This window comes from Luteolibacter sp. SL250, from assembly GCF_026625605.1.
GTDB lineage: Bacteria > Verrucomicrobiota > Verrucomicrobiia > Verrucomicrobiales > Akkermansiaceae > Luteolibacter.
Window position 1 is genome coordinate 4,216,320 of the sequence record NZ_CP113054.1, and the last position, 26,191, is coordinate 4,242,510.

At 65.4% G+C, this 26,191-nt stretch carries 14 protein-coding genes; 6 read left to right on the plus strand and 8 right to left on the minus strand.

Features of this window, described 5'->3' with window-relative positions:
• Nucleotides 1-60: 60 nt before the first annotated feature.
• On the minus strand, nucleotides 61-5,541 hold the full coding sequence (locus OVA24_RS18210) for a DNRLRE domain-containing protein (protein ID WP_267671546.1): 5,481 nt from the start codon (nucleotides 5,539-5,541) through the stop codon (nucleotides 61-63).
• Between the two features lie 219 nt (nucleotides 5,542-5,760).
• Between OVA24_RS18210 and OVA24_RS18215 the strand changes: the two genes are divergently transcribed.
• From OVA24_RS18215 to OVA24_RS18225, 3 genes are all read left to right on the plus strand, one after another.
• A complete protein-coding gene (locus OVA24_RS18215) occupies nucleotides 5,761-6,561 on the plus strand; it encodes a hypothetical protein (RefSeq protein ID WP_267671547.1) in 801 nt (266 codons plus the stop codon).
• Between the two features lie 101 nt (nucleotides 6,562-6,662).
• Nucleotides 6,663-10,898, plus strand: a complete 4,236-nt coding sequence (locus OVA24_RS18220; protein WP_267671548.1) for an Ig-like domain-containing protein — start codon at nucleotides 6,663-6,665, stop codon at nucleotides 10,896-10,898.
• Nucleotides 10,895-11,722 (plus strand): tetratricopeptide repeat protein, encoded by an 828-nt coding sequence (locus OVA24_RS18225; RefSeq protein ID WP_267671549.1) that lies wholly within the window; start codon nucleotides 10,895-10,897, stop codon nucleotides 11,720-11,722. Before OVA24_RS18220 ends, OVA24_RS18225 begins: the two co-directional genes overlap by 4 nt.
• A 259-nt stretch (nucleotides 11,723-11,981) precedes the next feature.
• On the opposite strand, the gene OVA24_RS18230 is transcribed toward OVA24_RS18225, so the two are convergent.
• The 3 genes from OVA24_RS18230 to OVA24_RS18240 form a co-directional block, all read right to left on the minus strand.
• Nucleotides 11,982-13,349 carry a methyltransferase domain-containing protein gene (locus tag OVA24_RS18230; RefSeq protein WP_267671550.1) on the minus strand — a complete coding sequence of 456 codons (1,368 nt, stop codon included), beginning with the start codon at nucleotides 13,347-13,349 and terminating at the stop codon, nucleotides 11,982-11,984.
• A gap of 5 nt (nucleotides 13,350-13,354) precedes the next feature.
• Entirely contained in the window at nucleotides 13,355-14,092 is a 738-nt protein-coding gene (locus OVA24_RS18235; RefSeq protein ID WP_267671551.1) for a spermidine synthase, read from the minus strand.
• A 177-nt stretch (nucleotides 14,093-14,269) separates the two neighbouring features.
• Nucleotides 14,270-14,842 (minus strand): acyloxyacyl hydrolase, encoded by a 573-nt coding sequence (locus tag OVA24_RS18240; RefSeq protein WP_267671552.1) that lies wholly within the window; start codon nucleotides 14,840-14,842, stop codon nucleotides 14,270-14,272.
• Between the two features lie 109 nt (nucleotides 14,843-14,951).
• On the opposite strand from OVA24_RS18240, the gene OVA24_RS18245 reads away from it, so the two are divergent.
• The gene (locus OVA24_RS18245) at nucleotides 14,952-15,515 is read left to right on the plus strand and encodes a hypothetical protein (protein ID WP_267671553.1); all 564 of its coding nucleotides are present in this window, start codon (nucleotides 14,952-14,954) and stop codon (nucleotides 15,513-15,515) included.
• A gap of 27 nt (nucleotides 15,516-15,542) precedes the next feature.
• Here the strand turns inward: OVA24_RS18245 and OVA24_RS18250 are convergent, their stop codons facing one another.
• Nucleotides 15,543-16,463 carry a vWA domain-containing protein gene (locus tag OVA24_RS18250; protein WP_267671554.1) on the minus strand — a complete coding sequence of 307 codons (921 nt, stop codon included), beginning with the start codon at nucleotides 16,461-16,463 and terminating at the stop codon, nucleotides 15,543-15,545.
• A 73-nt stretch (nucleotides 16,464-16,536) separates the two neighbouring features.
• Nucleotides 16,537-17,382, minus strand: a complete 846-nt coding sequence (gene panC / locus OVA24_RS18255; RefSeq protein WP_267671555.1) for a pantoate--beta-alanine ligase — start codon at nucleotides 17,380-17,382, stop codon at nucleotides 16,537-16,539.
• Nucleotides 17,383-17,464: 82 nt separating this feature from the next.
• Here panC and OVA24_RS18260 point away from each other — a divergent pair, with 82 nt between their 5' ends.
• Together OVA24_RS18260 and OVA24_RS18265 are read left to right on the plus strand one after the other, a co-directional pair.
• Nucleotides 17,465-18,598 (plus strand): dienelactone hydrolase family protein, encoded by a 1,134-nt coding sequence (locus tag OVA24_RS18260; RefSeq protein ID WP_267671556.1) that lies wholly within the window; start codon nucleotides 17,465-17,467, stop codon nucleotides 18,596-18,598.
• 194 nt (nucleotides 18,599-18,792) lie between these two features.
• Entirely contained in the window at nucleotides 18,793-19,134 is a 342-nt protein-coding gene (locus tag OVA24_RS18265; RefSeq protein WP_267671557.1) for a hypothetical protein, read from the plus strand.
• A gap of 158 nt (nucleotides 19,135-19,292) precedes the next feature.
• Here the strand turns inward: OVA24_RS18265 and OVA24_RS18270 are convergent, their stop codons facing one another.
• Both OVA24_RS18270 and OVA24_RS18275 read right to left on the minus strand, forming a co-directional pair.
• The gene (locus OVA24_RS18270) at nucleotides 19,293-20,222 is read right to left on the minus strand and encodes a sugar phosphate isomerase/epimerase family protein (protein WP_267671558.1); all 930 of its coding nucleotides are present in this window, start codon (nucleotides 20,220-20,222) and stop codon (nucleotides 19,293-19,295) included.
• A 9-nt stretch (nucleotides 20,223-20,231) separates the two neighbouring features.
• Nucleotides 20,232-25,919 (minus strand): nSTAND1 domain-containing NTPase, encoded by a 5,688-nt coding sequence (locus tag OVA24_RS18275; RefSeq protein ID WP_267671559.1) that lies wholly within the window; start codon nucleotides 25,917-25,919, stop codon nucleotides 20,232-20,234.
• Nucleotides 25,920-26,191: the final 272 nt, after the last annotated feature.

The following is a 26,191-nucleotide window of genomic DNA, read 5'->3' on the forward strand; positions in this document are numbered from 1 at the left end:
GGAAAACCAAAGAGGACGCCCGGCCCGCCCGAAGGCAGGCCGGACGCCATGAGTGGAACATCAAGGTGCGAGGACGACCTTCAGGCGGTAGAATTTTTTCGTTTCACCGTCGGTTCTGGCCAGGGAGATGGCGGAGGCGGTCTGGACGGCCGCGGTTTCCTCCTCCCAGTCCACGAGGTTGATGCTGCTGAGGATCTGGTAGCTGACCTTCGCATCCGCGGCGGCGAGCGCTCCCTTCGGGAAGGAAATGGAGACGTTGTCTCCGCTGCGGGTCACACCGGGGAGCAGGTTGTGCGCCTTCGGGTTGAAGCCCATCGCATACTCGGCCAGGGCAAGGATGCCGTCACCGTCGCTGTCATCATCCATCGCGATGCCGGCGCTGCCTTCGAGACGCGCCCATTCTTCGAATGGCGTTTCCACGGGGACGTCGGCGCCCCTGTTGGTGGTGATGCGGAGGACCGGCACGAACTCCGGCGTCAGGTCACCGGGGAAGTGGAAGCCCCAGTTCTGGGCGTTGTTCAGCTTCAGGCTGAAGCCTTCGTTGGCCGCACCCGCCCGCCAGTTGCGGACGATGGAGGTCACATCCGTCCAGGCGTAGGTGTTGCGTCCCATGCCGCGCACCGCGGTGGAGCTGGCCGCCACGTCGGTGCCGATCCTCGCGCCATTCAGGCCGAAGTTGGTGGTGGTCGTCCATGGCGTGATGACCTGGTGGATGGCCGCGGCACCGGAGGTCCATGAGTCATTGTTGCCGCCGGTGCGGATCATCAGCTCCGCCTTCACGATCTCACGGTCGAGCGGGATGGCTCCGGTGATGTCGTTGTCGAACACCAGCGGGAAGCGGATCATCGCTTCCTGGGTGTCATTCGGCGCGGTCCGGATGTAGCCTTGGTTGGTGATGGTGGCACCGTCGGTGGTGGCGGAGTCCGGGCGGGAGTTGAACACGGCGCTGCGGTCGGCCACGAGGTCGTAGCGCTCCGTGGGCACCGTGGTGTAGGTGATGATCAGTTTCGGACGGTTGACCGGGGTGTTGTTGCCGATGGTGCAGTAGCTCCATGCATCCTCCGTGCCGCTGGCGAACAGGCCGAAGCCGTGATTCGGAAGGCCATTCTCCACCCACTCGCGGACGACCGCGGTCACATCCGCCGTAGACCATTCTCCCTGGATCGCCTGACCGAATCCGGCCGACAGCTTGTCACGGTCAACGATGCCGCGGATGCCGCTGACAGTATCCCCGGCACCGCCGTGGACCATCGAGTAGGTCGTGTCATACGTCACCGGCTCCGTGAGGCGTCCGACCGCGAACGGTCCGCCGGACTGCGCGTTGCCCGCGACGATGGTCAGCATGGAGATCTCCGCCTTCAGCACCCGCGCGCCCGCCGGGATCTGGCCCGGGCCGCTGCCAATGATGTTGTCGAAGCGGAGCATGTCATTGATGTCCGGGATACCGCCGTCCATGCCGTAGCTCTGCTGTGGAGTGCTGGAACCCGGGTTCATGCCGCCGTTGAGCGCGGCATCCGTAGCTGTGGTGTTCTTCGGATCCCTGGAAATCCGACGCTGGAAGGTGCCGGCATAGCCGTTCAGACCGTCCTGGAAGGTGACGGTCGTGCTTTCCACATTGGAAGCCGCGTTGCGGATGGTGCCAAAGGTGCTGATGTAGGGGCTGAGCGAGTAGCCGCCGCCCGCGGTGAGGGTCATTTCCACCGTTTCATCCGTTTCCAGGACGAGGTCATCCAGGATGTTGAGGGTGACGCGTGCGGATGCCTGCCCGGCGGGAATAGTGACGACGCCGGACGGAGCCGTGTAGTCGCTGCCCGCCGTGGCGGTGCCGCCGAGGGTGTAGTTCACCGGGAGTGCGGCATCCGTGGAGCCGGAACGGCCGACGGTGAAGACGAGCGTGTTGTCATCGGCGGCACCTTCCGTGCCGAAGGCCTTGGTCACGCTGACCGCCACTTCATCATTGCCCGGAACGCGGGGGTCCAGTGGCACCGCCAGGAAGCGGAAGCCGCCGGCCTGGAAGACGCCGTTGAGACCCGGCAGGTCGTGGGAGAAGACCGTGAAGGAATTCCCGTTGGCGAAGTAGGAGTAGATGTTGTCCGCACCGTTGCCCACACCACCGTCACCGGAGATGAAGAGAGCGGTGTTCGACGGATTGATCAGGCTGCCGTCACCGAAGGTGATCTCATAGCCCTGCACGCTCTGGCGGGTGTGGACGCCGACCATGGCCGCCTCACGGTTCAGGCCCGCGACTTCCGCCGCGTTCTGGATCTGTCCGCTGAGGACGCCACCGGTTCCGTCCGGAATGAAGAGGAAGGTGAAGGCACTGTTCTCCGCGCTCTGGTTGTTGTCACGGGTGAGGACTTCCCAGTAGTCCGTTCCGCTGCGCCTCACCGTCGCCACGTCGTCCGATTCCTTTCCTGCGGACACGACGATGACGTTGCCGGTGACCGGAAGACCGGCGATGCGGTAGCTGCCTGCGGCGGTGTTGGTGACGGTCACACCGGCCGGGAGCGCGCCCGCGCCTTCCAGGACGGTTCCGTCCGCATTGATGGTGGTGCCGATCCAGCCCTTGCTGTAAGGGAAGAAGCCCATGGAGAAGGAGGAGGACTCCCGGGTGGTGACGGGCTGGAGCTCACCAGGCCCGTTGTTGTCCCAGTTGACCACCCGGTAGTTGCCGTTCTCCACATACGGGGCGGCGTGGTTGTCCAGCGCGGAGGTATTTCCGTCCAGGACCACGTTGGTGGTGAGGAGGACACCGGAGGCCAGCGGCACGTTGGAGCCGTTGATCTGGACGTCGATCTCACCGGACAGGGTGCCCGGGTTGGTGAAGCTCAGCGGCCCGGCCGTCGCGGCGACAACCGCCCATGGGGCGGGGACGACCGGCGGGATCTCGAGCGCGAGTTCCTGGTCACCACCGTCGATGATGCCGACGGTGAGACCCTGCACGGTGGGAGGGGCCACGGTGCCGGTGAGCAGCAGGCCGACATCCGTCGTGGTGCTTCCCCCCAGGGTGTCCGTGATCACCGCGGTGAAGCGGCGGTTGCCGGAAAGGACGCTGTAGGGATAGGAGAACGGAGCCGTGGTCGCGGTGTGGGACAGCGCGCCGTTGTCATAGTATTCCACCTTCGCTACGGATCCATCGGGATCCGCTGCGGCGACCTCGATGTTGACCACCTGACCGACCGGATAAATTCCGCCGTTGGCTGGCGCGGTGAAGCTCACCGTCGGCAGCGCGTTGTCGTTGAACAGCGCTCCAGAACTCCAGATCGGAGTGCTGCCGAAGGTACCGGTCACCGCCGGGGTGACGCTGCTGGTGATGGTGGTGCCGGATCCTTCCGTCATCCCCCAGCGGGCGGCGAGGCCGGTTTCGGAGGTGACTTCGGAGTTCAGCTTGAGGCGGATCTGCTCCGGGGTGCGGGCGACGTTCCAGATGCGGACCTCATCCATGAAACCGCCGAAGGCGCCTTCGCCCAGGCCGGTCGAGTTCATCGCGGTGGCGATGGACGCGTGCTGGATGCTGTCGGCGCGGGGCACCGCACCTTTCGCGTCGATCTCGCGCTCCAGGTTTCCGTTCAGATAGAGGCGGAAGAACGTGCCGTCGAAGGTCATCGCCGCGTGGTTCCACTCGCCGTAGGCAACAGGGGTCACGCCCGTGATCGGAACATTCTTTCCGGCGGCGATCGCAGGATCGGCGGAGGGAACCGCGATGGACTCGAAGTCACCCATCAGGGTGCCGTCGGATTCGCGGATGCCAAGGAACCAGTTGGTGTCGAGGGTCGAGTTCTCCGCCTGGTTGCGGCCTTTCGCGACGAGCGGGATGGCGGTCACACCGCCGGTTCCGGTGGTGGTGGTGACGCCCTTCGTCTCACGCTTGAACCAGGTTTCCACCGTGAAGGTGCCCAGCTTCAGCTCCGCGGGATCGCCCAGCGCCACGTGGTCCGAGAGACCATCGAAGTAAAGTCCGCCCATCCCGGCGGGAGGGACGACGGAGAATGCCACCGTCTCACTGTCGGTGACGTCGTCCGCGCTGTCCGTCAGGCGTGCCGTCAGCACGTAGTTGCCCAGCTTGTCCGCCGGATAGCTGAAGGTGAAGGGAGCTTGGGTATCCGTGCCGATGACTTCACCGTCGATGAGGAACTCCACCTTCGCGACGGTGGCCGGCGCTTTCGGCGCGGCGGTGGCCTGGAAGGTGATGGGGGTTCCGATGACGTGGCGGGTGTTTGTTTCCGGGAACGTCAGGTTCACCGGCAGCGGCAGGGTCGAAACAACGTGCAGCTCCGGACGGAATGAAACACCGTCCATCGTACCGCCGTTGATGGAGACCTGGTTCACACCGGTGGTGAAGATCTGCCAGCCGTTGTTGGTCCCCGCGCCGATGTAGATGCCATGGTTCGGCTCTCCCGCCGCCCATGCCTTCACCGCTTCGGAAATATCGATGTCCACGACCTCGCAGTCGGCGATCGTCGAGATGGAACCCATCGACGGCCCGATCTGGCCGGCGGTGAGCATGGCCCCCGCGTCACCGGCGAAATCCGAATAGATGGACGCCTCGCTGAACGGAACCAGCATGCGGTGGAAGGTGAACGGGCCGGGACTGTCGGAAGCGCTGCTCAGGAAACCGGTCACGATGCGCAGCTTCGCGGACTCGATCCTGCGGCCTGCCATGAGGTTCTCCACATTCCCGAACTTGATCATCCCGGGGTTGTCGGGATCCGGGTTGGGAGGGTCGATGCTGTCGATGAAGATCGCAGGGTAGTCTTTGCCAGGTTTGGTGAAGTAGGTTGGAACATCCTCCCCGTCGCTCTGGTTCACGTAGATGTCGAAGCTGTCCTCATAGCCGTTCAATCCCTTTTGGAAGGAGTGCGCCTGGACGTCCTCACCGAGGATGTAGGTCACCTCCAGCCTGGGGCGGTTCCCCTGGGCGCCGCCGGCGGTGCCGAAGACCCAGGCGTTGGTGCCGCGGTCGCAGCGGATGCCAATTCCGTGGTTCGGGCTGCCGTCCACCCATGACTGCACCGCGCGGGTGACGTCCCCGGAGACTTTGGAGGCGGTGGAGGCGGTGTTCGGCGGGCTGAAACTGCCGACGATCATGTCCACATCACCGACGAGACCGTCCGCCCCGAAGTCCTTGCCCTCCCCGATGTCGGAGTCGCTGGTGAACTCATGCATCAGGCGGTAGATGGAGAACGCGTCACCGCTGTGGTCATTCCCGCCCGTTCCCTGGGTGAGGATGATCTCCGCCTTGATGATCTTCGCACCGGCGGGGATCTGGTTCTCGATGTCCTCGAAGCGCATCAGGACGCTGGAGCTGTTCGCATCGTCCGTGGCCTTGTCGCCACCATCGACGGCGAACCACGACGTTGCGAAGCCATCGTTCGGCTGGTAGCCGATGCGGCGGTCAACGGTACCGTAGTAGTCGTTTACGCCGTTCTGGAAAGCAACCGTCACCGGCACCGGGACCGGCGCCGCGGAGGCGGCGCCCATGGCCGGAAACGCCATCGCGGCGGCCAGCGCAAGATATGTGTTTTTTGGAAATGATCTCATGATGAAGAAGGCTCTGAGGAGAAATGCGGGAGCAATCGGGTTCTGCCCGTCGGCGGCGTAAATGACGCCCATCCGCGCTCTGGCGAAATGGAATTACTGCAACGAAACCGTTGCTTCCGCCTCCGCCATCGCAGGCACAATGGCTTCCCGGAAATGTTGCGATGCTGTCACAACGCGGGGTTTCCCGGTTGCGGCCAGGGGCGGGTATGCTGCCTCCGTATGTTGAGAAATTCCTTCATCGCATTCTGGTCCTGCATGTGTGGCTTCGCCTTTTCGCAGGACGCTCCGCAGCACCGCCTGCGGGTACTCGCCGTGGGCGACCAGCCCCCGTTCAAACAGGAAGTCCGTGAAGGCGTGCGCTATGAGATCGCGCCTCCGGCGGACATGGTGCCACCACGCACGCTGCTGATCCCATTCCCGCTGAAGCAGGGTGAGGAAAAGCAGAAGCAGGACATGCAGCTCCGCCTGCGCCTCGGCCAGCCATCCGCACCGCTGGTCATGCCCGCGCCGGAAACCCGCCGCGTCGCGCTGAACTCCGACCACAGCGGCAAGTGGCTGGACATCCCGCTCTCCACCGGTGACGCCAGCCTCGCCATCGTCTGGCGGAAAGGCGCGAAATGGACCGCCGCGAACACCATCATCCTGCCGGACGGAGCCGCCGCGCGCGCCGAGGGCAACCTCCATTTCTCCAACGTCTCCGCCTACCCGGTGGGCCTGGAGATCGAGAAGGAGAAGATCCGCCTGAACCCAGGCATGAGCTACACCCGCAAGCTGCCATCCGACCGGATGACACCACTACAGGTATCGTACTTGCTTGCCGACGGCACCCACCGCCTGTGCCACTCCGCCGCCCTGGAGCCGTGCCGCGGCAGCTACCGCCGCCTGGTCATCTACTCCGCCGACGGCAACCGCCCGCGCAATCCCGTGAAGGTGCTCCAGCTCGAGGAACCGAGCAACGCGCCGGAACCCGCCAAGCCCGCCCAGGTCGCCGCCGCCAACATGGCACCCGCGACGCCCTGATACGGCATCTCCCGAATCACCTCACGGCCCCTGCCCCGTTCATTTCCGGATGAACGGAGCAAGGGCCGCTTCATGAAGACCCCCAGATCCCTCCCTGCCAGATGCGGCCCCTCCTTTTTTCCGCCTTCATCACCCTGCCGCTGCACGCGGCCACCGAGTTCGGCACCATCCAGGTGCGGCAGAACAACGGCGGGAACGAATCGTCATCCGTCACGCTGACGCAGGCCCCGGGCGGATCATCGTCCAACCTGGTCACCGGAGGGAACCGCGCGGACTACAACCTGAATCTGAAAAACACGGATGATCCCGCCGCGGGCGTCCTGCTCTCCAGCGTGGCGCAGACCATCCGGGATGACAGCGCGGTGGGCGGCCCGGCGGCGGGCCAACACCACGCCACCACGGCGGTGCAGACATCCGGCACGCGCTACTACATCCCCACCTTCCGCTCGCCGGAGGGGGATGAGGCGAACATCAACGCATCCTTCGTCTTCCTCCCCTATGACACGTGGCTCGGCGGCGTGGCGGAGAACGCGGAAAACGGCGGCCCCATCACCACGCTGACCTCTTCCCCCGGCCTGGTGCGCGGCACGCATTTCATCGACTCCACCTCGACCGAGGGCATCTACCAGCTCCGGCTTTCCGCGCTGGTGGCGGATGCGTCCCAGAATGGCATCCTCCTGGTCTCCGGCGCGAAGAACGAGGACAACTTCGCGCTGTCCAAGGCCAACAGCGACGGCACCTTCACCATCTACTGCCATGACAACGGGGTGAACGGCGACGAGTATGAAAACGACCCCGTCGCCTTCGGCTACCTGCCGACGTCCGCCGTCGGGACCAATGGACTGGTGGCCATGGCCCGCGTGAACGGCAACGCCACCACGGACGTCTCCGGCGGCACCTTCACCGTGACAAAGGGCGGCACCGGCCAATGGTACATCACCATCCCCGGCCACAGCGCCACCACCGGCGTGCTCATCGTCAGCCCGGAAGGCGGCGTGGGGAACAACGCGGACAACATCGTCTCCGTGGAGTGGGACGGCGACAACGGACGCTGGATCGTCGAAAGCAGGGACCTGCCGGAGCTCCCGCTGCAGAACATGAGCGCGGGCACGGATGATGCGTTCAGCTTCGCCTTTTTCTCAACCACCGCGAATGCGGGCACACCTCCGTCCGTCACCCTCACCGCGCCGGCCAACAACACCACCGTCCAGCAGGGCACCGCCGTCACGCTGTCCGCCACCGCCACGGATGACAGCGGCGTTTCCATGGTCCGCTTCTTCGACGGTGAGAAGCTCATCTCGGAGGACCGCACCGCCCCCTACCAGTTCGTGTGGGGCAACCCACCGCTCGGCTTCCACTCGATCAACGCACGGGCCACGGACAACCAGGGCCTGGTCACACGGTCCTCCACCGCGAACCTTTCCGTCACCCCGGCGCCGGGCACGGGCGGCCTGTTCTTCGACGGCTACAACGATCATGTGAACCTGGGCAAACCCACCGCGCACCAGCTCACGAAATTCACCATCGAGTGCTGGTTCCGCCGGGAGCCGGGCGGCGTGTCCGTGAACAGCGGCGGGCTGCAGGCGATACCGCTGATCGCGAAGGGCCGCTCCGACGGCACGGGCAGCGACTTTTTCCTCGGCATCGACGAGGACAGCGGAAAGCTGGCCGCGGATTTCAAGGACGCCGCCGTGGGGGAGAACCACCCGCTCATCGGCTCCACCACGCTCACCCATGGCGTGTGGTACCATGCGGCGGCCTCCTTCGACGGCAGCGCGTGGAAGCTCTACCTGAATGGCAACCTGGAGGCGGAGGGCGACACCGGCAACCAGGCGCCGTCCCCGGACGCCGACCGCAACACCGCCTACGGCAGCGCGATGAACGCGTCCGGCACACCCGCGGGCTATTTCCTCGGCATGATGGATGAGGTGCGCGTCTGGAACCGCGCGCGGACGGAGGCGGAGATCCGCAGCGGCATGAACGGCGCGCCGCCGTCCACCACCGGACTGGTGACCCGCCACTCCATGGCGGAAACCTCCGGCACCACCCTCACGGATGGCAGCGGCTCCGGTGTGGCCGGCACCCTCACCAACGGCGTCTTCCGGACGCAGGGCGCGCCTTTCAACCTCAACGTCCCGCCGGACATCACCCCCACCGCACCCACCGACCAGCAGGCCGGCGTGATCCATGATCCCGCGCTGGCAGTCACCACCTCGGACGCTGACAACAGCTCCCTGACCGTGCGCTGGTTCGGCAGGAAAACGGACGGCGGCCCGCTCTCCGACTTCTCCGTCGTCGCCCTGCCGGACACGCAGTGGTATTCGGAAAACGAAGGCGGGAACCTGGCCGCGATCTTTTCCGCGCAGACGGACTGGATCGTCGCGCAGCGCAACGCGCTGAAAATCGCCGCCGTGCTCCACCTGGGGGACATCACGCAGAACGGCGACAATCCGTCCACCTCCACGGAGCAATGGAACAACGCCTCCACCGCCATGTACCGGCTGGAGAACCCGCTGACCACCATGCTGCCCCACGGCATCCCCTACTCCATGGCGGTGGGCAACCATGACCAGACGCCCATCGGGAATGCGGACGGCACCACCACCGGCTACAACCGCTTTTTCGGCGTCCACCCCACCACCGGGCTGAACCATTTCCGGAACCGGCCCTACTACGGCGGGACATCCGTCCCGGACAGCGCGGACAACAACTACATCACCTTCAGCGCGGGCGGGCTGGATTTCATCGTCATCACCTTCGAGTTCGACACCACCCAGGATGAGGATGATCTGGCATGGGCGGACGCACTCCTGAGATCCCACCCGAACCACTGCGGCATCATCACCACGCACTGGACGGTGGGCACCGGAAATCCGGCCTCCTTCAGCCCGCAGGGCCAGGAGATCTATGAAGCGCTGAAGGGCAACCCGAACCTCATCCTCATGCACGGCGGCCACATCGCCGGGGAGGGCCGCCGCTCGGACACCTACCAGGGCCGCACCGTCCACTCCCTGTTGGCGGACTACCAGAGCCGCGAAAGGGGTGGCGACGGCTGGCTGCGCATCCTCACCTTCCGCCCCGCGCAGAACCGCGTGGACATCCAGACCTACTCCCCCACGCTCAACCGCTATGAGACGGACGGGGACAGCCGCTTCAGCCTCGACGTGGATCTCTCCGGACGCGGCAGGCCCTTTGTTGAGCTGGGCAGCCGCACCGCCGCCCCAGGCGCCACTTCCTTCACCTGGACCGGCCGCGCCCCCGCGACGCGCTACGAGTGGTATGCGGAAGTGAGCGACGGGAAAGGCGTGACCCGCACACCCGTGCGCACCTTCACCACCGGCGGCACGCAGTTCCCGCCCACCGTCTCCTTCACCGCCCCGGCCAACGGCGCTTCCTTCGCGCAGGGCGCGCCGGTCACGCTGCAGGTGAATGCCGCCGACAGCGATGGCACCGTGGCGCGCGTCCGCTACTTCTCCGGCACCACCCAGGTCGGCGAAGCGACGGTTCCGCCGTTCACCTTCATTTGGAGTGACGCGCCGCAGGGCATCCACACCCTCATCGCCAGGGCCACGGACAACAGCGGACTGGAGACCGCCGCCCTGCCCGTGGAGATCGAGGTGACCGCCGCCCCCACCGTGACGCTCACCACCACGGACGGTGACGCGGGTGAGTTCGGCGCGGACCGCTCGCTCGCCTTCCAGGTGGCACGAACCGGCTCCCTCACCGGAGATCTGGACGTACGCTACACCCTTTCCGGCACCGCCTCCCCCGTGGTGGACTTCACCGCGCTGCCGGGAGTGGTCCGCATCCCGTCCGGACAGGCGGATGCCGCCATCACCACCACCATCCTGCCGGACGACGTGGCGGAGGGTCCGGAAACCCTCATCCTCACCCTGTCCCCGAACGCCGCCTACCTCACCGGCACCCCGTCCTCCGCCCAGGCGGCCATCCATGACCGCCCGCTGGGCGCGTGGCTCCACGCCCGGGGACGGACGGGCCACGCTGGAGACCAGGACGGCAACGGCTCGCCGGATCTCATCGATTACTACACAGGCAGTAATTACGGTGTCCGCGCCATCTCCTCCACCGGCGGCACGTTCACCGCCACCTTCCCCCGTGCGAAGGGCGCGGAGGATGTGAGCGCGGAGGTCCAATGGTCGTCCGACCTGAAAACGTGGCACGCCTCCGGACAGACGGACGGCACGCGCACCGCCAGCATCACCACCCGCACGGTCTCCGGCCCGGACGAGGATCCGGAGACCGTGGAGGCCACGCTCACCATCACCGATGGACCGCCCGCCGGCACCATCTTCCTGCGCCTGGCAGTCCGCCCATGAAGACGCTCCTTTTCCTGCTGTTCGCATCCGCGGCCGTCCTACCCGCCACCGCCCATCCGGACCCCGCCCACAGCCTGGCGGAACTGGACCGCCACCTGGCGGAGACACCGGACGACGCCATGCTCCACCTCCGCCGCGCGGAGCTGCTGCTGAGGAGGAACCACCCGGAAACCGCCCGCCCGTCCGTGGTGCGCGCGCTCGCCCTATCCCCTGACAATCCGGAGATCGTTCTGGTGTCCGTGCGGCTGGCCCATGCGGAAGGCCGACTGCCACAGGCGCTCGCGAAGGCACAGGAAGCGACACGCCGTTTTCCCGAATTCCCACCGGCCTGGAAATGGCTCGCCCGCCTGCGGAAGGAAAGCGGGGACGCGAATGGTGCCATCGACGCGAAGCTCCGCCATGTTTCGTTCAAGGACGCCGTGGATCCCGGCGACTTCCTGACCGCCGCCGCCTGGGTCCGGGAACGGAACGACGAGGGAGACCCGCTGCTGGCGCTGTCCGTACTCGATCAAGCGGTCGGCGTGTTCGGTCCCATCGTCGCGCTCCAGCAGGCCGCCATCCCTTTGGAAATCTCCCTTTCCCGGCACGAGCAGGCGCTCGCCCGCGTGGCCGCGCTGGTGAGGAAATACGGCCCGTCCGCATCCTCGTCATTGCTCCGCGCGGACATCCACGAAGCCGCAGGCCGTCACGCTGAGGCAGCGGCGGCCTGTGACTCCGCCATCGCCATGCTGGATGCCAGTGCAGTGAAGGGGGACGATCCGCTTGCGGCGATCCGGGGGAAGATTCTCCTCCGGAAAGAGGAGAATCTGCGGAAAGCCAGGTAAGGAGGGAGGACACTCCTGTCCTCCGGCGGCATTGGCGAATCAAGGAGGTGAAGTTGTAAGTGTCCGGTTGTCAGGAAGAAAAGAGGCTGACGACGGCCCTCTATGAATCCTTTGGAGATTGAAGATCTCAATTTCCACTTTGCGCTTCTTTGCGGCCTTCGCGTCTTTGCGGTAGATCTTTCCTGATTCGCCAATGCCGCCGGAGGACAAGAATGGGAGCGAAGCTGACATGGCGGCTCTGCCACCATGTCCTCCCTCCTTACTGGAACATCCCGCGCTCCTTCAGATGTCGCAGCCACACCGGGAACGCGAGGTCCGGGCAGAGCTTCCGCGCGACCTCCGAAAGCTCCGACTCCGTCTTCGTGCCGTCGATTTCCGCGAGCAGCGGCCAGATCTTTTCCGTGAAGAGACAGGGCGCGTGCCACGCGTCCACCAGCGGGATGTGCTCCCGCGCACAGAGCAGGCGGAACGGATCGAGCCGGGGGCGCTCCGCTCCCCGTGCGATCCTCACCGGCTCCGTCCGCGCCCGCAGGTGGCCGCGGGTGATGGCTTGGAACACCGTCTTCGCGGTAGCGGGAATATCCTTCACGCCCATCTTCTCCAGCACCTCCGCCACCGGGACGCTGTCCGGGCGGAAAGAATCCAGCGCATCCAGGAAATCCGAGAGCGACGGCGCGATGCCGGACGGCCTCACCTCCGGCGGGCGCACGGCCAGCTCCATGGCCATGCCGGTGGTCATCCTTTGCGAAAGCGGCGCGTCCGCCCGGCAGAGCAGGCCGGAGCGGAACGTACGATCCGCCATGGCGTCCGCCGTCATCTGCATTCGCAGCGGGTCGCCCACCAGCGGGGCCAGCGCTTCCCGCGCGGCGTCATCCAGTGACGACGGGATGTTTTCGGCTGGATTGGAATCGCCAAGCCAGCGCAGACCACAGGACACGGCGGCGGCGGCGAAGTCATCCAGCGGCCACGGGTCGTTCATGGGCGCGAAGTCGTCGAAGGTCAGGATATCCCCGCCCTTCACCAGCATGTCGTCAATAATGCCGATGATGTCCGGGTGCTCCGCCATCACTTCGCGGAGGATGGCCAGCGCCTTCACCACATCCACGCCATGCTCCTCCATGACGCGGCGCGCGGCGGCCACCACCGGCAGGCGCTTCTCCCACCCGGCCCACAGGTTGAAACTGATGGTCGCCGTGCCGGACGGGCTGAGATGCCGTGCGCACAGTTCCAGCAGCGCTTTCTTCGCGTCATCCGCCACCCAGGAAAAAACACCGTGCGCGATGATGAAGTCGAACTCCTGCCCGGAGAGATCCAGCTCCCGCAGATCCGCCGCGATGAAGGTCACGTTCCGGATGCCCGCCTCCTCCGCCCGCCTGCGGGCCTGGGCGATGGCCTCCCCGGAGATGTCCGCCCCGGTGCAGATGGCACCCGGCCAGCGTGCCGCCAGCGGCAGCAGGTTGTGCCCGGAAGCGCAGCCGATCTCCAGAATACGGGCGGTGCCGGGGTGCGGCGGCCGCAGCCCCGCGAACCACGCCGCGACTGACGTCGCCGCCGGATCCGTCGATGGATGGCTCATCGGCGGATAGCCGCGTGACTGGTAAAGTTCCCCGACCGCTTCGTTTCCCATATCCACTAGATGTATCGTAGTTTGATCCTGTCCCAGCACATGCGGTCCCGCCAGTTGGGGAACCGGCCCGTGGCAGCCTCCAGCACGGACGCGGGCGCCACCGCATCCCCGGCCACCAGCACCTCGTTCATGCTCCCCGGCGTGACCAGGGAGCGCACGGCGGGAAAGCCTTCCTTCAACGCCCGGCGGGTGAGCGACTGCATGGCCCGGTGGCCCTTGCCCGTGACCAGGTTCACCGCCAGCAGACCACCGGGAGCGACGGCCCGTTTCAGGTGCGCCATCAACGCCGGATCCCAGCTCCGCGGGCGGAAGACGTCCGTCTTTCCCGCCAGATAGATGTCATCGAAAACCACGTCGAACTTCCGGCGGTTGGCCGCCAGCCACGGGTAGGCATCCGCCACGTGGACGCGGACACCCGTGGCGTCCAGATCCATGTGCTCCCGCGCCAGTTCGACGATCTCACCGTCGATGTCCACCGCGGTGAACCCGCAATCCGGCAGCAGGTGGCGCAGCGCACGCAGGGAGGTGCCGCCCGCCAGCCCCAGCATCAGCAGCGACTTCGGCGGACCGCCAGGCCGCAACAACGCGGACGCCGCGATGATGTCCCACGCCAGCCCCGTCATGAACCGGTGGCGGTGGTGGGACGCATGGATGGCCCCGGCCACGCGGAACTCCGTGGCCACGTCGGATTTCCAGATCTCGAGTTCCTGGTGGGATGTCCTGACCGTGGCCGCGCGCCGCATTTTCCGGATGATGCCGCTACCCTCCCCCATGGGAAGGAAATTCACAGCCGCCGGACACGGATGCAGGGTAAAACGAAACGCGGAGGGCGTTGAATCTCGATTGTGCCGGGCAAGACACCGCAATGAATTCTCCGCGCCCCTCTCTGCGACCTCCGCGTCTCCGCGTTTCGTTTCATCTCAGAACTTCATCCCAAGGCCGATGGTGAAGCCCAGCGCGTCGATACCCGGGTTCGGGCTGGTCTGGCCGCCGTTGGAGTGGTGGACGAAATACGCGCCGCCCAGCAGCGACAGGTCCTTGGTGATCTGCTGGCGCACGCCGAGCTGGCTGAACCAGTTGAAGGTGAAATCCTGGCCCTGCCCGTCGAAGACATCCGTGCTGTTGGTCAGGCCGACGCCTCCGCCGATGGAAAAGAAGATGGAGGTCGTCTCCGACGGGAACCAATATTCGATGGAAGGCGCGGCGGAGAGGCCGATGTAGTAGTCCTCCGGCCCCACGGTGACGGTTTCAAAGATGGCCGCGAAGCGGTTCCGCACCACCAGACGGGAGCCGTCATCTCCGGAGAACCAGGTCCACATGGTGGGGCTGCGGAAGGTGAGCTGCGTGGGGATGATCTCGTAGTCGATGGAGGTGTTGTCCCCCACGTTCCACAGGTAGCCGCTCTCCACCACGAACTCCCATTCGTCCGCCGGATGGGCGGCGGCGGTGGTGGCCAGCAACAGCGGGGCGGAGAGGAAGAGGAGAGCTTTCATGGATGCCGCATCCTCGCCACACCATGCGGCCGACGCAAGGATGGAAGGCGGCGGGGTTCCCGGATTTCCACTGGAAACTCCCCTGCATCCCGTCTTTGATTCCCGTCCCATGAAAACTCGCGCCCTCCTGCTGGCCCTCGCCAGCTTCCCCCTGCTGTGCATCGCCGCCGATGAGCCCGCGTTCCTGCCGAAGAAAGTGGGCGAAATGGAGTTCATCGACATGAAGGACTTCGAGGGGGATGAGAAGACACGCGGACTGGGCCGCAGCTACCGCTATGAGGGTGACCGCCTGCTGAAGGCGGATGTCTTCGTCTATGACAAGCGGATGAAGAACCTGAAGGACGGCATCGCCTCACCGGAGGCCGAAGCGGAGATTGCGGCGGCGGCACACGTCCTGGATAAGATGCAGGAGCTGGGCAGATACAAGGACGTGAAGGAACTGGAGAACGGGCGGAAGACCCATGCCGGCGTGCCGTTCCTCTGGTGCCGCCATACCTACGAGCATGTGGTGGAGGATGAGTCGAAGAATCCCGGACTGCGCGTCTCCGACACCTACATCCGCATCAAGGACGGGAAATTCATCAAAGTGCGCGTCTCCACGCTGCAGGTGGACCTGGAGAAAGATCAGAAGAAGATCGACGCGCTGATGGCGGAGATCGCCCGGAAAGGCTGACCGTCCTTCCCCCCGGGGGAACCTCCTTCACCGCTGCACGGAGCCGGGCGGCTGCGGAGCGCCGCTGCCAAAGACGGCCTCCAGCTTGCCCAGGTCCAGAGCCGCCGCCGGAACATCCGGATACGCGGCACCCAGCCACTTCATGCGGCTCACCCGGCTGGCGAGTTCCTTGTAGAACGCGGCCAGAAAGGGCGCCGGCTGCTGTCCCTGCGGGGTGGCCGCCACCATTTCCTCCAGCGAGGCGATGGTACCCGCCATGCCGTCCGCCTGGATCTGGCTGCCCACGATGGCGGGGGCCACCCGCACCGCGATCTCCGCCGGAGCCTCCGCCAGCCAGCCGAGCGCGATCTTCGGGTCCTTCGCCGCCGCGCCGTTCAGCACGGACTGCCAGAACTCCGGCGGACGCTTGTCGTCCGGCTGGGACTGGAGCCACCGCCACGCTCCCTGCGGATCCTGCGCCGCCCACCCGGCGAGGATCTCGCGGCGGTTGAAGGTGTATTCGTTCTGTCCGTTGTGGGTGAAATACTCCATCGCATCCGGTCCGGCCACCTCGCCCACCCGGTTCATGAAAAGCCCCCACTCCGCCTCATGGAAGCGGCCTTCCGCGAGCGACTGGCGGATGTACTCCGTCCAGATGGTCTGCCAGTTGTCCGGCGTCACCTCGTCCACCATGATCATCACGCGCTTGAACCGCTCCGTCCGGGAGGGCGCGGAAAGGGCGTGGTTCGCATACTTGCGCAGTCCCTCCTCATCGCGCGGCGGGCGCTCGCCACGCAGGCCACCATCCTCCCCACGGTCCCGTCCGGCGGATGGCGCGACATTCGGTTTTCGCCCGCCTTCGGAAATCTTCCCGTCCGTCCCTCCATCCCCTCCACCACGGAGGCTCCCCCACACCACCACCGCCAGCACCACCACCACCCACACCAGGCGTTCACGGGTCTTGATCATTCCATGACATCATCCGAACGCGCCGATGATGTCAATGGATGAGGAAACGCCATCCGGCCTTCCATCAGATGAGTCACGCTCCATGCGGCTCCACCCGGATGTGGTCGATCAACCTCACATCCCCGAAAAACACAGCCGCCGCCAGTGTGGCCGGACGCTCCACCGTCTCCACCGGATGCAGGCTCTCCTCATCCACCAGTTCCAGGTAGTCGATGTGGGTCGGATGGGATGCCATGATTTCCCGCCGGGCAATGGCGATGATTTCCCGCGCATCCCGGCTGTGAGAGTTCCGCGCCGCCGCCAGGGCGAAGCGGATGCGCGGCGCCGCCGCCCGTTGCTCCGGGGTGAGCCGCACGTTGCGGGATGACATCGCCAGCCCGTCCTGCTCCCGCACCGTCTCATGGGCGATGATCTCCACCGGCACATCCAGGTCCCGGACCATCCGGTGGATCACCGCGAGCTGCTGGAAATCCTTTTCCCCGAAGACCGCCGCCTCACATCCGGTGATGAGGAAAAGCTTCAGCACGACCGTGCACACGCCGTCGAAATGGCCGGGCCGCGCCGCGCCGCAGAGGTCCTTTGAAAGCACGCTTTCCGTCACCGTCACGGAGCGGTCCGCCTCATACATCTCCCCCGCCCCCGGGGCGAAGACGACGTCCACGCCCTCCGCACGGCAGGCCGCCAGGTCACTCTCCATGGGGCGCGGGTATGCCTCCAGGTCGGACGCACGGTCGAACTGGATGGGGTTCACGAAAATGGAAACCGCCACCGTGCCCTGCGGCCCCGCGATCTCCCGCGCCCGCCGGATGAGCGAGAGGTGGCCCTCATGCAGCGCGCCCATGGTGGGCACCAGCACCACCGGCTTTCCCGCCGCACGCAGCGTCCGCCTGACCTCCGCCTTCGTCGCGATGACTTCCATGCGGCGAATCTAGGATCGCCCCACTCCCGGTCCACTTCTTTCTGGTGGACCTCTGATGGCCAAGCCCTAACGTGGCCGGATCATGCGTCCGCTCATCATTTCATTGCTCCTTTCCGCAGGGTGTTTCGCCGGGCTGCCGGACCCGCTCATGCAGGCCGACGGCACGAAGATCACCACCAAGGAACAATGGGAGAAGTCCCTGCGCGCGGAGACGCTGCGGAAGTTCCGCGAGAACATCTACGGCGTCACCCCCGTCGGAAAGCCGGAGGGCTTCAAAGCCGTGGTGACAAAGGAAGTGCCGGACGCGCTCGATGGAGCCGCCACCGTGAAGTTCATCGAGATTTCCTTCAACACGCCGAAGGGCGAGCGGAAGATCCGCCCCGTGGTGGTGCTGCCGAACAAGGCGGAAAAACCCACCGCCGCCTTCCTCCTCATCAACAACCGCAAGCCGGACCTGCTGGACCCTGACAATCCCAACGGGTTCTTCCCCGTGCGCGAGATCGTCGCACGCGGCTACGCCGCCGTCGGCTTCCACTATGGGGATGTGGATGTGGACAAGAAGGACGGTTACCAGGGCGGCGTGCGTTTCCAGTATGACCCGGAGAAACCCGCTGACGATGCCTGGGCCTGCGTGGCCGCATGGGCGTGGGGTGCGTCGCGCGTGCTCGACTACATCGGGAGTGAGCCTCGCATCGACGCGAAGAAGGTCGCCGTGGTCGGCCACTCGCGCGGTGGAAAGACCGCCCTCTGGGCCGGTGCGGAGGACCCGCGGTTCGCGCTCGTCATTTCAAACGATTCCGGCTGCACCGGCGCCGCCATCTCCCGCGGCAAGGTGGGTGAGTCCGTGAAGAAGATCAACGAGCTGTTCCCCCACTGGTTCAACACGAACTACAAGAAATTCGGCGGCAAGGAGGATGAACTGCCCGTGGACCAGCACCAGCTCGTCGCGCTCATCGCCCCGCGCCATGCCTATGTTGCCAGCGCCATCGAAGACACCTGGGCGGATCCGAAGTCGGAGTTCCGCTCCTGCGTGGAGGCCGCGCCCGTCTATGCGCTCTACGGCATGAAGACCACCGGCACCGCGGAGTTCCCCGCCATCGGCACGCCGCTGCACACCGGCCAGGTGGGCTATCACGTGCGCGCCGGGAACCACGACCTGAAGCTCGTGGACTGGCAGAACTTCATGGATTTCGCCGACCTGAAAGGATTTCGTTAGGCTTGCCGTAACAGTCTTGTCACTGCCACCGGGTTGCAAGACCCAGAGCGTGTGGCACTTTCCGCCGCGTCACCCGCCAGCCCCGTGCTGGCATGATGAATGCTTAAGAAAGCGTGAGCATCTGATGCTCCAACACCCGAACGACAAGACAAATGAACATACGAAGTATTAGCCCCCGATTGCCCGACCCATCCATGGTCCCGTCCGAGCTCGCCCTCGGCGATACCTGGGATACCGAGGCAATTTCCGCCCTGATCCGTTCCAAGTGCGACCACGATGAGACGCCCGCCTTCCTTTTCCTTGGAAAGAAGGAAGCCGCGCTTCTCACCGGACACCTCGCACAGGTCTTCGGAGAAGAATCCGTCGTGACCCTCAACGACACCTACTACATGGGCCTGGATGTCATCGAACTCGAAACCGAAAGCCACGTTTCGACCGGTGGACGCAAAGCCGTCCGCACACTCCAGGATCCGATCGCCCGCCGCCCCGCATGGCGCGAGGCCGAGACGAACGCCCAATGGCAATTCCGCATCTGACATAACCGCTCCGCTGACGGCCCTCCGCAAAAACCATAGAGGGCCGTCAGCGAAGCGAGTGAGGTGAACGCTACGGAACTTTCAGAAGCCGCCCCTGACCGGGCGGCTTTTTTTGTCAGGCATCCACCCGGCAGGGCCGGCCCCGCCGTTGGTTCAATCTAACACCTTTCCGGGAATCTCTCCTTCCACACCTCCAGCATGCGGCGGATCTCCTCCGCCTTGCGGGTGGGGCTGAGTTCCCAGATGAGCGGGCAGCCGGCGGGGAAGAATTCCAGCAGCGGCTGGTAGTCGATGGTGGCGCCGGCGAACGGCGTGCGGTGGTCGCGGGCGGGCCACTCCACGTCATGGACGTGGCCGCCGATGATGTAGGGCCGCATCTTCTCCAGCCATTCGTGGTGGTCCAGCAGGCCGAGGTTGTGCTTGAGCTGCACATGGCCGAAGTCATGCCAGTAGCCGACCCATTCGTTGTCCTTGAAATGTTCCTGCAGCTTCACCATCTCGCGCTCGTTCGGCATGTCCTCGAAGCGTGAGCGGGACTCCACGGCCAGCTTCACGCCGTATTCCTTCGCCTTCTCCGCGATCTGCTCCAGCGCCTCGATCGCACGGGTGAAGTAGAGCGGCGCGATCTTCTCGCGCTTCTTCACGAAGGCGATCTTGTCCTTCACGTAGGCCGGGGTGTTCTGCTCCCCGGCGGCGACCATGGCGGTGAGCGGCTTGGTCCATTTCTTCGACGGCATGGGGACGGACCCCATGTGGAGGACCAGGTAACGCGCCTTGAACTCCGCGGCGATGTCCAGCGTGCGGAAGGTCATGTCCATGGCCCGCTGACGCTCGAACGGACGATGGGAGGTGTATTCGTAGGCGTCCGGGGCGTCGATCATGACCTCCACGGGGGAAGGGAAATAGTTGTGGACGCCGGAGCAGGTGAACATGCCCTGTGCATGGGCTTTCCGGATGCCGGGCAGCTTTGCGACGGTCATGCCGTGCGAAAGCTCGATGTTGCGGAAGCCGAGGTCGACGATCTCCCCGATCATGGTCTCACCGTCGGAGTGGCGGCTGTTGTTCCAGCAGGAGGAGAAGGAAAGCATGGGCGGAGCTTACTCGTCTTCAGCCCTTGGTGCCAACTCCGGATGACGGGCAAGGGTGAGGGCGAGCACCTTTTTCAGCACCTCCTTTGTTTCCACCATGAGGTTGCTGCCTTCGATGACGTCCGCTTCATTCGCGGCGGGTGCGTGTTTCAGCAGCGCACGGAACCATTCGATGGCCTCGTCCTTCTTATCCGCCTGGAAGTTTCCGAGGATGAGGTACACGCAGGCGTCCGTGTTGTACTGCTTGTCCGGGGAGGCTTCCTTCAGGTCGTCCGCGATCTTCTGGTAGGCGGCGAGGGATTCCTCCTTCCGCTCCAGGTGGGAGAGGATGGCCGCCTTGTCATGGATGGAGATGTCCGGCCAGCCGATGGAGGCGGCGAACAGTTCCTTCGCCTTCGGCCGCTCTCCGGTGCGCCACAGGTTGTAGCCCAGGCGGATCTGGTTGAGCGGATCACCCGGCTTCAGCGTGAGGATGTGCTCCAGCGTCTTCCGTTCCTCCGCCAGATCACCTGAGTCCAGCAGGACGAGGGCGGCGTGGTTCAGGTAGTTCAGGTTGTCCGGCTCCAGTGCCAGCGCCCGCCGGATGTAGTCGAGCGCGTCCGCCTTTTCATCCGCGGCGCGCGCCCACATGCTGAGGTAGTAGCAGACGGGCGCATCCCCGGGGGCGTTCCGTTTGCCGAATTCGACAAGGGTATGGATCTGGTCGCGGAGTCCATCGATGGCGCGTTTCTTTTCCTCATGCTCCGGGCTGTCCGGGGCCAGGTTCTTCAGTTCGTTCTCCCTGCGGGTCACGTTGAGCTGGTACCAGTAGGCGATCGACGCACGGGAAAGCCCCACGGCGGGCATGGCGAAGGAAAGCTCGTCGATGCTGACGGCGGTGTCCTCCAGCATCCAGCGGCCGCTGTCCGCGGAGATGGCGGGGGAGATGGTCCGCTTTGCCGGGGGCTGGAAGAACCAGGAGTCCGGTGAGGATGCACGGGCGAGGTTCCATTGGCCGTGGGGATCTGTCCTGGTGATCAGGCCGTCCTTGTCCACCTCCTGGGCGATGACCGCCTGGGTGAGGATCTTGAAATCCATCTTCAGGTCCGCGGGCGGGCGTACTTCGATGACCACGAGCTGGCGCTCCATGCCGCCCTGCGGGGTGGGCCGGACGACGAGGATCTTCTTCCCATTTTCGATGAACCGCACCTGGTCGGCGACGACGGGGTAGTCGAGCGGCTGGTTGACGACGCAGCCTTCCCTCCAGTCCCACACACGGATGGAGGAACGGTCGTCGCGGACGGAGATGGTGGCGAGACGGGTGGAGTCCGGACTGAACTCCACGGCGCTGATGTATCCGCCCGGATCCGCCAGTTCCCGGTTGGGCGGCTGCTTGTCTCCCGTGCTCCAGACTTTCACCGTTTGGTCGAATCCACCGATGGCGAAAAGGCCGCCATCATCACTGATGTCCATGCTGGAGATGGCGGCGGGGTGACCGAACTTCCGGGGTTCCTGCTCCGGATGCTCCAGATCCCACAGCAGGGCGTAGAACTCCGTGGCTGCTCCCACCGCGCCGATGGAGGAACACCCGGCCAGCATCCAGCGGCCTTTTTTGTCCAGCACCAGGAGCTGGACGTTGGCGTCCGGCATCCGGAATTTCCTGTCGGAGAGGTTGTCCGCGGCGCGGAGCCTGATGGTGTTGTAGAGGAAATCATTCCTGTCCGCACCGTGGATCATCACGAAATCGTTCGACCCCGGGATGAAGAACGCGTTGTAAAAGGAACCCGGCAGTTCCAGAGGTCCGCCGATGGGTTGGCAGGTCTTCGGGTCGATGATACGGATGGTCTTCCCATCGCTGGCGTAGAAGCGGGTGCCATCCTGGGAAAAACCCCAGTAGGACACGGGAACCGGTGAGTTCCACACGGGGAACGATGCCATGTCCGTCTCTCCGGTGCGGATGAACCGCAGCTTCGTCTTGTCGAAGAACTGGACGGCGAGCGTGCCGGTGGCATCCATCAGGCAGTCCAGGCCTTCCGGTTCCGTGTGGGTGGCTTTGCCGGTTTCCTTGAGTTCCTTCAGGTCCCACCGGCGGATGCCTCCGGCATGCCCGGTGACGAGGTGGCCGTCCGGGGAGATGGCGGAAGCACGGATCTCCTCATCCACCACAACGGGCAGGGACAGGGCGGGACCGACGGACAGGTCCCATACCAGCGCGCGCGTTCCGGTGGAGGTGAGCAGATACCGCCCGTCCCAGGAAATGTCGATGTCCTCGATGGTGCCGTCATGGCTGATGGGCTCGAAGGCCAGCTTCTTCGTTTTCGTGTCGAAGATGCGGACCGTGCCGTCCGGCGTGTTGCAGATGATGAGGCGTTCATCCGGGGACAGCCTCACGAACACCGGATTGACCGGCAGGTCGAAGGAAAGGTCCTTTTCCGGCTCCGTCTGGTGGATGAGGCGGACGGCATGCTGGTTGGTCGCGATGACCAGCGAGTCCCCGAACGGGCTCAGCCGGAAGTCCGGAGGATAGTTGGACCAGTGGAAGTCGCGGGAGTTCGGGACGGTCTCCAAGGTGGTGGTGTCAACGAAGATGATGTCACCGGAGCGGGTGGTGACGCCTTCCTCCTGCTTTTTCTCACGGACGACGGCGGCGACATCCCCTTCGCGGGAGGCCTGCACGGTGATGATGAGGTGGTCCGGATCCGCCCGGGTGCCGGTGATCTTTCCCTCGCTGTAGTCGTAACGGATGAGATCCTCTCCGGACGCCGAAAGCACGGAACCGTCCATGGTTTCATGAAAGGAGAGGGTCTTGCCTTTCTGCTGCCACCCGCCCGCGGGCTTACCATCCCTGACGTTGAACACGTGGGCCTTTCCGTCCGGCGTGCTGTAGAGGAAGTGGCGGCCGTCACGGCTGCAGTTGAGGGTGGTGAAATTCGGTGGAAGGACGGTGGGTGGGAACGCGTCGGCGGAGCCGTCCTCCCGCACGTCCCAGAAATGGGCGCCCAGATCCTTGCGGATGTTGAGCACCAGCGTGCCGTCCTCCATGATGACGGAGGCCGTGGAGTCCGGTTCCCCGCTCCACTTGCCCGGGACGACCTTCCTCGTGCCGAGGTCGAAGACCTCCGGCTTCCCTTGCTCCGTCAGATAGAGGATGCGCTGCACCGGTCCGGTGATGGCACCGGAGATCCGTTGCCGGACACCCGCCGGGCCGAAGGCGGAGAGGATGGGCATGGCCTTCGGCAGGCCGTAGAGGTGGTAGGAATAGAGCCGGTCGATGACGCCCTGGTGCTGCGGGTCGATGGCCAGCGCGTGGGTCAGGCTGGCGAGTCCCTCGCGCGTCTTGCCGTTGCCGAGGTTCTCGTTCCCCAGCAGATAGGCCGTTCGGGCCTGGCTTTCCCGGGCCGTGGTGGTGGCTCCTTCTGCGATCCGCCGCTGGTCCTGCGCGATTTCCTTCTGCTTCACCGCAGCGATGCGTTCACGCTCGGCCGCCTTTTTCTGGACGAAGGCGTAGGCACCACCGGCCACGGCCAGCGCGCTGAGTACGAGGGCTCCCGTAGCAATGAGGCGGGCACGGCGCAGGCGGGCCTGCTCCCGGTGGCGGGCCTTTGCGGATGAACGGGTGACATAGTCGATCTCCCGGGTGTCGAGTGAAGAGGCATGCTTCGCCAGGATACCCTCCGCCTCCGCCAAAGGCGGGCCGGGAGGGATGAGGTAGTGGTCGGACGATTGGTGTTCCAGCCACTCGGAAAGGCGGGCGGCCATCCGCGAACGGGCGCGGAGGAAATCGAGGTTGTCCCGCACCCAGTCGACGACGCGCGGCCAGTGGCGGAGCAACGCTTCATGAGCGACGGAAACCGTCCTTTCCCCCTCCGGCGGCTGGTCCACGGTGAGCAGGCGCGCGGCCACCAGGGCGTCCACCAGTTGCGGCGCGCCGGGGGAAGCGGTGAGCGCGTCGAACCCCGCGCGGCGGCGGACGGGCTGGCTGCCGTCTGACAACGTGACAAGCTGCCGCCACACCTGGTCGAACGCGGCCTTCGCCCCCGCGGGCAGGGCGGTGAAAACGGATTCCGCCCGGCGGCCGATGGCCCCCTCCAGCCCGCCGAGGTCATGGTAGGCGGCGAGGCTCAGCAGACCCTCCGGCGTGCGGCGCTCGTAGAGTTGTTCCAGCGTGTAGCTGAGCAGCGGCAGTGCGGCAGGATCCTTGATGGCGGCGTCCCGCAGCAGTTCGTCGAGGTTTTCGCCAGTGGAACGGTTTTCCTCGAAGACCAGGCCCGCGGCGGCGGCGGGCTGGCGGATCATCTGGCCGATGTCCCCGGCGCTGGGCGCGGGCAGCGGATAGGTGCCGCGGTCGCGCATCAGCTCGACCAGCTTCGGATGCTTCAGGCATTCCGGATAGAAGTCGCTGCGCAGCGTGCCGAGCACGAACACCCGTCCGCTGGTGGCCAACGCGGCCAGCTTCCCGATGAAGGCCGCGACCGTGTCCTCCGCCATGCCGCTGGTGAAAAGTTCCTCGAGTTGGTCCGCCAGCACGGCCAGCCGCACGGCGGGCGGGGTGAGTTTGGCCAGCTTCTCCCGCAACGCCTTCGCGTCCTCCTCGCGCGCCTCCTGCTCGAAGCGGCGGATGTTTTCCTGGAGCCGGTGTTCCTCCTCCGTGCGGGCCAGCGCGGCGGCTTGGGCGAATGCCTGGCGCAGAAGGATCTCCGCGCCGTTCCCCGGGGACCGCAGCATGGTGGCGATCTCCGCGGAGGTGGTGCCGGCGGAAGCCAGTTCCGGCAGTGCCTCCGGTGCCAGCAGCGCGGCGGCGAATGCGGCGAAGGGATCGCCCGCGCCATCACCCGGCTTGAAGATCGCACGGCGCCAGACCTGTGCGCCCTCCACCACGCCCGGCTGCACCAGCATGGGCAGCACGCCCGCGCGGGCGAGCGAGGATTTTCCGCTGCCGCTGGACCCCAGGATGAGGACGAAGTGCTTTCCCTGCCCGCCGTTTGCCTGTGCTTCCAGCTCCTGCATCTGGAACGCCTCCACCACCTCCCCGACCTGCGCGGTGCGGCCGAAGAAAACGGGTGCGTCCTTGAAATCGAAGGCGGAAAGGCCGAGGTAGGGCTGCCCCTGGTAGCTGGCCTTCGGCGACTTCCTCGCATTGATGAGCGGGAACCGTCCCTCCAGGAACGAGCGCAGGGCCAGGCTCAGCTTTTCCTCGAACTCGCCGAGGGTGCTGTAGACGTTGATGGCGCTGGTGAAATATTTTTCCTCCTGGAAGTACTTCTCGAAGAAGTGGTCCAGCCGGTCGATCTCCCGGTCCACCTGCTCGCGGGCCTCCTTCGGGCGGCTCGGGCGGCGGGGTTCCGTCGCGTTGCGGAAGACGAAGATGTCCGGCGTGCCGCGCACGTTGTGCGCCTGCATGGCGGTGAAGAACTCATACTCCGTGCCGCTTTCGAAGAAGCCGCCGCCGGGCCGCGGGTGGCGGTTCGGGTGGAGCGGCGTCCCCAGCCGGGACCACAGCATGCAGACGACGATGTCAAAGCCGTCCATCTCCGGGATGTTCTCCTGGTAGTCCTTCGTCGCCACCATCACCTCATGCTCCCAGAAATAGGGCTCGATCGCCATGCGGTCGCCCACCTCGCCCTGAAGCCGGTCCACGATCCGCTTCGCCGTCTCCCGCTCCATTTTCACGTCTCCCGGGGAACTGAAGAAGATGCGGACTTGAGTGGGTGAACTCATGTGATGGTGGGAGGGAAACGATGGAGGGGGCCTGCGGCTTGGGGAAAAATTTTCCCGTAAATCCGTGGCTCAGGATGCCCTTCCGTGAAGGGGAGTGTCAATTCGGGAGGCTGGGAGTGTCAGCGTCCCTGCATCAGTGAGAGAAGTGGAACCACGGATGGATGGCATCGGCGCACCGGGCGGCACCTACCCTGCCGGGATTGGAGGATCCACGTAGCCCCCGGAAAGAGCAAACCCACCAGCGGGCGGTATCGGGGGGGAGGACCGGCCAC